The organism is Aristaeella lactis (assembly GCF_018118585.1).
Lineage (GTDB): Bacteria > Bacillota > Clostridia > Christensenellales > Aristaeellaceae > Aristaeella > Aristaeella lactis.
In genome coordinates this window covers 1254606-1266573 of the sequence record NZ_CP069421.1, presented here as the reverse complement: position 1 = coordinate 1266573, position 11968 = coordinate 1254606, and the positions used below count along the sequence as shown (strand labels likewise).

The 11968-nt window shown below is 56.8% G+C and carries 7 protein-coding genes; 6 read left to right on the top strand and 1 reads right to left on the bottom strand.

Annotated features, from left to right (window positions below):
• The first annotated feature begins 4 nt into the window (after positions 1-4).
• From JYE50_RS05905 to JYE50_RS05880, 6 genes are all read left to right on the top strand, one after another.
• Positions 5-817, top strand: coding sequence for a hypothetical protein (locus JYE50_RS05905; RefSeq protein ID WP_084097547.1), 813 nt, complete (start codon positions 5-7; stop codon positions 815-817).
• 132 nt (positions 818-949) lie between these two features.
• On the top strand, positions 950-2173 hold the full coding sequence (locus JYE50_RS05900; RefSeq protein ID WP_084097549.1) for an aminopeptidase: 1224 nt from the start codon (positions 950-952) through the stop codon (positions 2171-2173).
• A 142-nt stretch (positions 2174-2315) separates the two neighbouring features.
• Complete coding sequence (locus JYE50_RS05895) at positions 2316-4703, top strand: glycoside hydrolase family 94 protein (RefSeq protein WP_084097551.1); 2388 nt, start codon at positions 2316-2318, stop codon at positions 4701-4703.
• Between the two features lies 1 nt (position 4704).
• Positions 4705-5385: a tRNA (N6-threonylcarbamoyladenosine(37)-N6)-methyltransferase TrmO gene (gene tsaA, locus JYE50_RS05890; RefSeq protein ID WP_084097553.1), complete on the top strand. Its 681-nt coding sequence runs from the start codon at positions 4705-4707 to the stop codon at positions 5383-5385.
• Between the two features lie 317 nt (positions 5386-5702).
• Entirely contained in the window at positions 5703-6779 is a 1077-nt protein-coding gene (gene serC, locus JYE50_RS05885; RefSeq protein ID WP_084097555.1) for a 3-phosphoserine/phosphohydroxythreonine transaminase, read from the top strand.
• A gap of 54 nt (positions 6780-6833) precedes the next feature.
• On the top strand, positions 6834-8009 hold the full coding sequence (locus JYE50_RS05880) for a 3-phosphoglycerate dehydrogenase family protein (protein ID WP_084097557.1): 1176 nt from the start codon (positions 6834-6836) through the stop codon (positions 8007-8009).
• Positions 8010-8315: 306 nt separating this feature from the next.
• Here the strand turns inward: JYE50_RS05880 and rpoC are convergent, their stop codons facing one another.
• A complete protein-coding gene (gene rpoC / locus JYE50_RS05875; RefSeq protein ID WP_084097559.1) occupies positions 8316-11885 on the bottom strand; it encodes a DNA-directed RNA polymerase subunit beta' in 3570 nt (1189 codons plus the stop codon).
• Positions 11886-11968 lie beyond the last annotated feature (83 nt).

The following is an 11968-nucleotide window of genomic DNA, read 5'->3' as shown; positions in this document are numbered from 1 at the left end:
GGAAATGACCAGGCGCATCAGAATGATCCTGTCGATGATTCTGACTGTGGTCATGGTCTGTGTTTCCGTACCTTCCTTTACAGAGGAAGCAGTGGTATCCGAAGGGAACGCCGCTCCGGAGATAACGGAGGAACCCGTGGAAACGGTTCAGGAGGAACCGGAAGCAGCAGAAAAAACAGAGGATAGTTCCGAAACCCCGCAGACAACGGCTGTTCCTGACGGGGAACGGGAGGAAGCAACGCCTGAAGTCACTGACTCAGGCATCCCGGAAATCACCCCTGCAGAAGAACCGGCATCCGCTCCGGAAGAAGCTCCTCCGGAGACTCCGGCGGCAGAACCTGCTGAAGAAACGCCCGCGCCCGCTAAACCCGCTGCTGATGCCGCTGCTGCGGAAGCGCCAGCGGCTGAGGAAGCAGAAGACGCAGAACCCGGAGAAGAGCAGGAGCCCGGTGAAGAACCGGTAACGGAAGTCCCTGCTGACGAAACGCCGGATATCGCGGAAGGGAAAACGGAAACAACGGAAGCGCCCGCGGCGGAAGGCTGCGCGGCGGAAGATGCCGCGGATCCGGAAGGGGAAGACGAAGAGCCGCAGATCACCGTAACCGTGAAAGCTACCCTGATTGAGGACAACATCATGGTGCTGGATGCCATTGTGGATGATCCGGAGGGACGGAGCTTTACCTACCAGTGGCAGGTGTCTGAGGACGGCGGCCTGACCTATAAGGATATTGAGGACGCCACGGAAGCGGAGCTGCGGATCGAACTGACCGATGAGAACATCCACGATCTCTGGCGTGTACGGGTGGAAACGATCTGACAATGAAAAAGGAACGGGGACGGATCATGACAATGATCCGTCCTTTTTATGCCGTGATTCCTTTCATCAGTTATGGTATAATACACGGTGCCCGGGAACGGGCAAGGACATCAGGAAGGATGAGAAATACCCATGAAGAAAACCGTACTGAGGAAATATGCCCGGCTGATCGCTGAATGCGGCGCGAACGTGCAGAAGGGACAGGAAGTCTTTATCAACGCGGGCCTGGACCAGCCGGAATTCGTGAAGATGCTGGTGGAGGAATGCTACAAGCTGGGAGCCAGCCGGGTCGTGGTGGATTTTGACTACGCGCCCCTGCAAAAGATCCATGTGAAATACTGTGACGTGGAAACCCTGGGCAGCCTGACGAACTACCAGAAAGCCCGCTGGGAACACTATGTGGAGAAACTGCCCTGCAGGATCTACCTGGATTCCGATGATCCGGACGGCCTGAAGGGTATTGACCAGAATAAAATGCTCAAGGCACAGCAGATGCGCTATCCGCTGATCAAAGGCTACCGGGATGAAATGGACAACAAGTACCAGTGGTGTATTGCAGCTGTGCCTGGCGCGGATTGGGCGAAGAAGGTGTTCCCGGGCCTGACAACACACCAGGCCATCGAAAAGATGTGGGAAGCGATCCTTTTCACCAGCCGGGTAACCGATGATCCGGTGAAAGCCTGGAAGGAACACAACGCGGACCTGGCAGCCCGCTGCAAATACCTGAACAGCCTGGGTATTGAGGAACTGCACTATACAGCCGGGAACGGGACGGACTTTACGGTGGGCATGATCCCGGAAGCTGAATTCAAGGGCGGCGGAGATACCAGCCTGCAGAAGATCTTCTTCAATCCGAATATCCCCACGGAGGAATGCTTTATTTCCCCGATGAAGGGAAAGGCGGAAGGCCTGGTGGTGGCCAGCATGCCGCTGAGCAGGGAAGGACAGCTGATCGAGAACTTCAGCATCCGCTTTGAAAACGGCAAAGCCGTGGAATGGCACGCGGAAAAGAATGAACAGCTGCTGACCAACATGCTGACGTCTGATGAAGGCGCAAGCTACCTGGGCGAATGCGCGCTGGTGCCCTATGATTCCCCGATCCGCAACAGCGGCATCCTGTTCTATAATACGCTGTTCGATGAAAATGCCGCCTGCCATCTGGCGGTTGGCGCGGGCTTCGCGGATACGATCAAAGGGTTTGAGGAGAAGACCCTGGAGGAATGCAGGGCACTGGGGATCAACGACTCCATGATCCATGTGGACTTCATGATCGGTACGAAGGACCTGAATATCGACGCGAAAACCCGGGACGGGAGGACGGTACCTGTCTTCCGGAACGGAAACTGGGCTTTCTGATCGTTTGCACAGAGGCGGACCCGCAAGGGGCCGCCTTTTTTCATTATTGCATGTAAACGTTTTCCATGTTAAAATAAATGGATTTGAAAAAGAACACCCTGTGAAAGTCGATCAAATAAAGGTACCGCAGGAGGTCAGAGGAATGAATTACGGCTATTTTGATGAAAACGCAAGAGAGTATGTGATCACCAATCCCAACACACCCGCCCCCTGGGCAAATTATCTGGGATCGCCGGAATACGGCGCGATCGTAACAGTAAACGCGGGCGGCTACAGCTTCGTCAAGAGCGGCGCGGCCGGACGGATCCTGCGCTATACCTTCAACCAGTTTGACGAACCCGGACGGTATATCTACCTGCGGGACGAAGAAACCGGCGATTTCTGGTCCGCCAGCTGGAAGCCGGTGGCGAAGCCGCTGGACCAGTATAAGACGGAATGCCATCACGGCACCAGCTATACCGAGTTTGTGAGCGAATACAACGGGATCCGGAGCCGGGCCCTGTATTATGTGCCCATGGGTGCCACCCATGAGGTGTGGCGGATCAGCCTGGAGAACCTGACCGACCGGGAACGGAAGATCAGCGTGTTTGCCTACGCGGAATTCACGACAGAGAGCTATTATACCCAGGACCTGGTGAACCTGCAGTATACCCAGTTCATCACAAAGACAGAATTCCATGACAGCTTTATCCTGGAACAGATCAATGAGTTCAACTATCCGCGGCCGGACGGAACCACCGGGCGGGAACGCTTCTTCGGCCTGGCCGGCGCGAAAGTGGCCAGCTATACCGGACGCCGGGAGCAGTTCCTGGGCCGGAACCGCTTTGACAAACCCCAGGCGCTGCTGGACGGGAAATGCGACAACAGCCTGAACTATAACGGAAACCCCTGCGGCGCACTGCAGTTCAGCGCGGCGCTGAAGCCTGCCGGAAAGACCACGGCGGCGTTCCTTCTGGGGCAGAAGACCGTCTTTGAGGCGAAGGAGATCGTGGACCGCTACGCTGATACGGAAGCGACTGTGGAGAAGGAACTGGAAGAACTGAAGCAATACTGGCACGGGGAACTGGCCAACCTGAAGATCTCCACCCCGGACAAAAACTTTGACACCATGGTGAACACCTGGAACGCTTTCCAGTGCTTCATCACCTTTATCTGGAGCCGCGCTGCCAGCCTGTTCTACTGCGGTGAACGGAACGGCTACGGCTACCGGGATACCGTGCAGGATATCCAGGGCATCATGCACCTGGATCCGGAACTGGCCCGGAAACAGCTGACCTTTATGCTCAGCGCGCAGGTGCATCACGGTGCAGGCCTGCCGCTGGTGAAGTTCACCCATAACGCCGGCCACGAGGACACACCGGAGCAGGACAGCTATGTGAAGGCCACCGGCCATCCCAGCTACCGGGCGGATGACGCGCTGTGGCTGTTCCCGACGGTGTACAAGTATATCGCGGAAACCGGCAACACGGCTTACCTGGATGAAGAGATCCCCTTTGCGGACAAGGATACCGGAACGGTGCGGGAGCACCTGAAGCGGGCCATCAACTTCAGCATGACGCACCTGGGACCCCACGGGATGCCCGCGGGCCTGCATGCCGACTGGAACGACTGCCTCGTGCTGGGCTCCCAGGGTGAGAGCACCTTCGTGGCCTTCCAGCTCTATTACGCGCTGAACATCATGAAGGAATTCTGTGAAAACGAGCCGGAGTACCTGGCATACCTGAACGAGACGTCGGATAACCTGCTGAAGATCCTGAACAGCCTGTGCTACGAGGGAGACCAGTTCATCCGCGGTTTCCGTGATACAGGCGAGATCATCGGCAGCCGGAAAAACAACGAGGCCGCCACGTGGCTGAATCCCCAGAGCTGGGCCGTCATCAGCCGTGCCGCGACCCATGAGCAGGCTGAGATTATCCTGGAGACCGCCTGCAAGAAGCTGAATACGCCTTACGGCCTGGAGCTGATGCAGCCCAGCTACCGGTATGAATACTTTGAAGGCGCACGGATGCGGCTGTTCAACCCGGGCACCAAGGAGAACGGCGGTATCTTCTGCCAGCCCCAGGGATGGGCGATCCTGGCGGAAGCACTGTGCGGACACGGAAACCGGGCATTCCAGTACTTTAAGGAAAGCAGCCCTGCTTCCTTCAATGACGACGCGGACCGCCGGGTGATCGAGCCCTACGTCCACGGCCAGTTCATTGAGGGCCATGAGAGCCCCTTCGCCGGACGGAGCCATGTGCACTGGCTGACGGGTACCGCCAGCACGGTCATGGTCGGCTGCGTGGAAGGTATCCTGGGCCTGCGTCCCACAACCAAGGGCATTGAGATCTCTCCCGCGATCCCGCAGGAATGGGACGGCTTCACGATGGAGAAGGTCTTCCGTGGCCGGAAGCTGCATATCACCGTGGACAACAGCGCCCACAAGGAAGGCACGCCCGTGAAGGTGATCCTGAACGGCGTGGAACGCGCGGCCGGCGTGATCCCGGAAAGCGACCTGAAGGACGAGAACGACATCACGGTTGTAATGTAAGATGAAGATCATTGCCAGGATAAGGAACCCCTATGACGGGAAATTCGGTGTGCCCCGGCAGAGCGGCCTGGTGGAACAGGTAGTCTCCACCATCGTGTTCGAGCCGGAATACCGGGTGGCCGAGGCGCTGCGGGGAATCGAGGAGTTTTCCCACCTGTGGCTGATCTGGTCTTTTGACCGGGCGGAACGGGAAACCTGGTCTCCGACTGTGCGTCCGCCCCGCCTGGGCGGAAACGAACGGGTTGGCGTGTTTGCCACCCGGTCACCGTACCGGCCCAATGCCATCGGCCTGAGCTGCGTGAAGCTGCTGGGCGTGGAAAAGGGCAGGGAAGGCACGGTGCTGAAGGTAGCCGGGGCGGACCTGATGAACGGAACGCCGATCTATGATATCAAGCCCTATATTCCTTACGCGGACTGCGTACCTGATGCCACCGGCGGATTCACGGACAGGACGGAGAAACGGACTGTGGACGTGGTGATCCCGGAGGAATGCGCGAAGGGAATGGATCCTGAAACGCTGGAGGCACTGAAGGCGGTGCTGCGGGAGGATCCCCGGCCGGCGTATCAGGATGATCCGGAGAGAGTGTACGCGTTTGAGTTTGGGGGAAAGAACGTAAGGTTCAGGGTGGAAGGAAAGACACTGCATGTGATAAGAATATCCGCTGAAGCGGATATTCACTGAAAACTGAAAAATGAATACTTAAAACTTAAGAATGGTGGAAGAAATCGCACCCGGATGGGTGCGATTTCTTTGATTTAATGGGAGGACGGGTTTTCATCAATTCAAAAAAACAGCATCTTCTGATGCTGTTTTATCCATTATTTTTAAGTTTTCAGTATTCATTATTCATTTCCAAATACAATCCATGCCTTAACATGGATTGTATTTGGATTGCTTTTAGTATTGCAATTTTCAGAAATGTATGGCATACTGTTCGCGTGGTTAAAAAATAACCCTGTGGGACAAATGTGTCCCGCTCAATAAGAGGAGGATGAATCATGGAACGTGTTTATAACTTTTCTCCCGGACCTTCCCAGCTGGCTCTGCCTGTGCTTGAAAAGGCGCAGAAAGATCTGGTCTGTTACGGCGATACAGGTATGTCTGTGATGGAGATGAGCCATCGCAGCAAGATGTACACTGATATCTATGACAAGACTGTTGCCGATCTCCGCGACCTGATGAACATCCCCGAAGATTATGACGTGGTGTTCCTGCAGGGCGGTGCGACCCAGCAGTTCTCCGCTGTTCCGCTGAACCTGATGGTCAACAAAAAGGCTGACTATATCGACAGCGGTAACTTTGCCCACCTGGCTGCCGAAGAAGGCAAGCGCTACGGTGAAGTAAACGTTGTGGCTTCCAGCCGCGAAGACGTTTATACCTATATCCCGGACCTGGATGCCATCAAGTTCACGGAAGATGCTGACTATGTGCACATCACCCAGAACAACACCATCTACGGCACCCGTTTCGTGGAACTGCCCAAGTGCAAGGCTCCTATCGTCTGCGACGCCAGCAGCATGATCCTGAGCGAGGAAATGGATGTGACCAAGTATGGTGCCATCTATGCCGGCGCCCAGAAGAACATCGGACCCAGCGGCCTGTGTGTGCTGATCGTGAAGCATGACCTGGTTGGCCATGCCATGGATATCTGCCCGAAGCTGCTGAACTGGCAGATCCAGGTTGAAAAGGGAAGCATGTACAACACTCCCAACACCTGGGGTATCTACCTGGCCGGCCTGACCTTCGAGTGGCTGAAGAGCATCGGCGGCGTGAAGGCTGTTGAAGCTGTGAACATCCAGAAGGCTGCCATGCTGTATGACTTCCTGGACAACAGCAAGCTGTTCAAGGCTACTGCCCAGCCCAAGTACCGCAGCCGCATGAACGTGACCTTCGTCACCGGCGATGCTGATAAGGATGCTGCCTTCGTTAAGGCTGCCGCGGCTGAAGGCCTGGTCAACCTGAAGGGCCACCGTTCCGTCGGCGGTATGCGTGCCAGCATCTACAATGCCATGCCCATCGAAGGCGTGGAGAAGCTGGTTGCCTTCATGAAGAAGTTTGAGAGCGAAAACGCCTAATCAATTCAGAATTCAGAATTAAGAATTCAGAATTAATTGAAGGAGAACGTACTGATGTATAAGATTCAGACGCTGAACGCGATCTCGGATGTGATCTATACACAGCTGAGCGCTGACAAGTATACGGTAAGCAAGGACGAGCCCGTGCCGGACGCGATCCTGGTGCGCAGCGCCGCCATGCATGACATGGAGTTCAACAAGGAACTGCTGGCGATCGGCCGTGCCGGTGCCGGCGTCAATAATATCCCGATTGACCGCTGCTCCAAAGAAGGCATCGTGGTCTTCAATACCCCCGGCGCCAACGCCAACGCGGTGGCTGAGCTGGTGATTTCCGGCATGATGATGTGCGGCCGGAAGATCGCGGAAGCCCTGGACTGGGTCAAGACCCTGAAGGGCAAGGGCGATGAAGTAGCCAAGCTGGTGGAAAAAGGAAAGAGCCAGTTTGTCGGTGCTGAAGTACGGGGCAAGACCCTGGGCGTTATCGGCCTGGGCGCCATCGGTTCCATTGTGGCCAATGCCGCCAGCCGCGGCCTGGGCATGAATGTAATCGGCTATGACCCCGGAATCTCCGTGGAACGCGCCTGGAGCCTGAGCACCTCTGTGCACCGCGCCGCGTCCGAGGATGAAGTGCTTGCACAGGCTGATTTCATCACTTTCCATATCCCGCTGAACGACTCCACCCGCGGTTCCATCAACGCGGAAAAGTTTGCGAAGATGAAGGACGGTGCCTGCATCATGAACTTTGCCCGCGGCGAGCTCGTCAATAACGACGATATGCTGGCTGCGCTGGCCAGCGGAAAGATCGGCCGCTATGTGACAGACTTCCCGAATGACGCAATCATCGGCGCTGAAAATGTAGTGTGCATTCCGCATCTGGGTGCGAGCACGCCGGAGAGCGAAGACAACTGCGCCACCATGGCCGCCGCTGAAATCCGGGACTATCTGGAAAACGGCAGCATCCATAACAGCGTGAACTATCCGGAGCTGCAGCTGGGCGAGCCGGAAGCAGTCCGCGTCCTGGTTCTGCACGAGAACATTCCGAACATGATCTCCAACATCACCGCGGCCGCGGCGAAAGAGGGCATCAACATCGAGAACATGGTCAACAAGAGCCGCAAGGATATGTCTGTGACCGTGATGGAAATGACTGAGCTTCCTTCCGTTCATGCGCTGCAGACGCTGCAGGAACTGCAGGGGATCATCAGGATCAGAACTTTTACAAAGTTCTGATCCAATGAAGAATTAACAATGAACAATGAATAATTGTTGAAGAAATCGCACCCGAAAGGGTGCGATTTCTTTGATTAAATGCGTCCTTCGGACGGAGCGGGGGAACGATAGGGACGGTCCTTTTCGTTCCCATTTCAGCCTGAGAAGCAAATAAAGGAGAAGCAGGGAACGAAAAGGACCGTCCCTATCGTTCCCTTTTGGCCCTGGTAAACACTATATCATTATGCATTATGCATTATGAATTATGAATTATGCATTGTGCACTAAAAAAGGAACCGGATTGCTCCGGTTCCTTTTTTAATTCAATTAGAAGCTGTAGGAGTCCTTGATCTCGATATCCTTGTAGCGCTTCATGCCGGTACCGGCAGGGATCAGCTTACCAAGGATGACGTTCTCCTTCAGACCGATCAGCGGGTCGATCTTACCGCGGATAGCGGCTTCGGTCAGCACGCGGGTGGTCTCCTGGAAGGAAGCCGCGGACAGGAAGCTTTCGGTGGCCAGGGAAGCCTTGGTGATGCCCAGCAGGATACGCTTGGCGATGGCGGGGGTGCCGCCTTCCATGATGGCTTTCCGGTTGGCTTCCTCAAAGCGGAAGATATCCACGAGGGAGCCGGTCAGCAGATCGGTATCTCCGCTGTCTTCCACGCGAACCTTGCGCAGCATCTGGCGGATGATGATCTCGATGTGCTTGTCGCTCACGCCAACGCCCTGGAGGCGGTAAACGGAGAGAACTTCCTTCAGCAGGTATTCCTGAACGGCTTTCACACCGAGGATACGAAGCAGGTCATGGGGATTGACGGAGCCTTCAGTCAGCTCATCGCCGGCTTCCACATGATCGCCTACACCGACCTTCAGGCGGGAACCGTAGGTGATCTGGTAGGACTTGGTGTCCTTGGGATCTTCATCGGAGGTGATGACCAGTTCGCGGCGCTTCTTGGTCTCCTGGATGGAAACCGTGCCGGCGATCTCAGCCAGGATGGCGTCACGCTTCGGCTTGCGGGCCTCGAACAGTTCCTCAACGCGGGGAAGACCCTGGGTGATGTCGTCAGCACCCGCGATACCACCGGTATGGAAGGTACGCATGGTCAGCTGGGTACCGGGTTCACCGATAGCCTGGGCAGCGATGATACCGACAGCCTCACCGACATCCACCTTGCCGCCGTGGGCCATGTTCTCGCCGTAGCAGCGGGCGCAGACACCGTTTTCGGTACGGCAGGTGAGGACGGAACGGACAGTGGCCTTGGTGATGCCGCGGGCCACGATCTCACGGGCCATCATATAGTCGATGGGCTCGTTCATCCGGACCAGCACTTCGCCGGTGGCGGGATCGATGATGTCTTCAGCAGCGGTACGGCCGCGGAGACGGTCTTCCAGGGATTCAATGGACTGCTTGCCGCTCATGAGCTCGGCTACGCTGATACCACGGACCTTTTCACCACGGGATTCGAAGCAGTCATCTTCCCGGACGATCACTTCCTGGGAAACGTCCACCAGACGACGGGTCAGGTAACCAGAGTCAGCGGTACGCAGAGCCGTGTCGGCCAGGGACTTACGGGAACCGTGAGAGGAGAGGAAGAATTCCAGAACCGTCAGGCCCTCACGGAAGTTTGCACGAATGGGCAGCTCGATGGTCTTACCGGAAGGAGAGGCCATCAGACCGCGCATGCCGGCCAGCTGGGACACCTGTGCGGAAGAACCGCGGGCGCCGGAGTCTGTCATCATGCGGATCGGGTTGAACTTGTCCAGGTTCGGCAGAATCTGATTCTTCAGGTTGGCGGTGCACTCGGTCCAGATGTTGATGACGCGGTTGTAACGCTCATCCTCGGACAGAAGACCGCGGCGGTACAGGTTGTTGACCTTGCGGACAGACTCATCAGCCTCTTCCAGCATGGTCTTCTTCACTTCAGGCACCTTAATGTCCGCAACGGACACCGTGATGGCACCCACGGTGGAGTACTTGAAGCCCAGCGCCTTGATCTTGTCCAGCACCTGGGCGGTTTTGTGTTCGCCCTGGGTGTGGAAACACTGGTCAACGATTTTGGACAGCTGCTTCTTGCCGACCAGTTCGTCGATTTCCAGCTGGAACATGTCATCCAGGCACTCACGCTTCACGAAGCCCAGGTTCTGCGGCAGCGCGTCATTGAAGATCAGGCGGCCGAGGGTGGTGTCGATCAGCCTGGAGCCGGATTCCTCACCGAAGGTACGGAAGATCCGGACTTTGATGGGGGACTGCAGGGTGATCTGTCCCAGGGAGTAAGCCATGATGGCTTCATCCTCGGAGGAGAAGACCCGGCCGGATCCCTTGGCGCCTTCGTGAACGATGGTCAGGTAGTAGCAGCCGATAACCATGTCCTGAGAGGGAGAAATGACCGGGCGGCCATCCTGCGGCTTCAGGATATTGTTATGGGCCAGCATCAGGAAGCGGGCTTCCGCCTGGGCTTCCATGGACAGCGGGACGTGCACAGCCATCTGGTCGCCGTCGAAGTCGGCGTTGAAGGCGGTACAGGCCAGCGGGTGAAGCTTGATGGCTTTACCTTCGACCAGGATGGGCTCGAAGGCCTGGATACCGAGGCGGTGCAGGGTAGGCGCGCGGTTCAGCAGCACCGGATGATCCCTGATGACCTCTTCCAGGATGTCCCACACCTCGGGACGGACCTTTTCGACGGCCCGCTTGGCGGACTTCACGTTATGGGAGAGCTTCAGGGTGACCAGGCGCTCCATAACGAAGGGCTTGAACAGTTCCAGCGCCATTTCCTTGGGCAGACCGCACTGATACAGCTTCAGTTCCGGACCAACAACGATAACGGAACGGCCGGAGTAGTCAACGCGCTTACCCAGCAGGTTCTGGCGGAAACGGCCCTGCTTACCGCGAAGCAGGTCAGATAGGGACTTCAGGGCACGGTTTCCGGGACCGGTGACCGGACGGCCGCGGCGGCCGTTGTCGATCAGGGCGTCCACAGATTCCTGCAGCATACGCTTTTCATTGCGGACGATGATGTCCGGAGCGCCCAGCTCCAGCAGTCTCTTCAGGCGGTTGTTGCGGTTGATGACCCGGCGGTACAGATCGTTCAGGTCAGAGGTGGCAAAACGGCCGCCGTCCAGCTGGATCAGGGGACGCAGATCCGGGGGGATAACCGGCACAACAGTGAGGATCATCCACTCGGGTTTGTTATGGCTGGTGCGGAAGGATTCCACGACTTCCAGGCGCTTGACAGCGCGGGCGCGCTTCTGGCCTTCAGTTTCGCGGTCACGTTCCTTTTCGGTCAGCGTGGCGATCTCGGCCTTCAGGTCGGTGGCCAGCTGGTCCAGGTCCAGTTCCTTCAGCAGGTCCTGCACCGCTTCAGCACCCATCTTGGCGACAAAGGAGCCCTTGCCGCACTTGGCTTCGACTTCGCGGTAGCGGGCGTCATTGATCAGCTCCAGCCGCTTCAGGCCGGTCTCTTCGCTGTTGCCCGGATCCAGGACGATGAAGTTGGCAAAATAGAGAACTTTCTCCAGATTGCGGGGGGAGATATCCAGCAGCATACCCATCCGACTGGGGATGCCCTTGAAGTACCAGATGTGGCTGACAGGGGCAGCCAGCTGAATATGGCCCATGCGCTCACGGCGGACCTTCGCCCGGGTGACCTGCACGCCGCACTTGTCGCAGATCTTGTCCTTATCCTTGAACTTGATCCGCTTATACTTACCGCAGTTACACTCCCAGTCCTTGGTGGGTCCGAAGATGCGTTCGCAGTACAGACCGTCCCGTTCGGGCTTCAGCGTGCGGTAGTTGATAGTTTCGGGTTTGGTAACCTCACCGTGAGACCACGCAAGGATCTGCTCGGGGGAAGCCATCCCGATCTGAATAGAGTCCAGATTAGAAAGTTCGAACAAAAGGGGCACACTCCCTTCGAAAATATGTCAGCATCGTAATAAGGGACAGGATTCTTCGCTTCTTTCAGAAGGTCAGGCGGCCG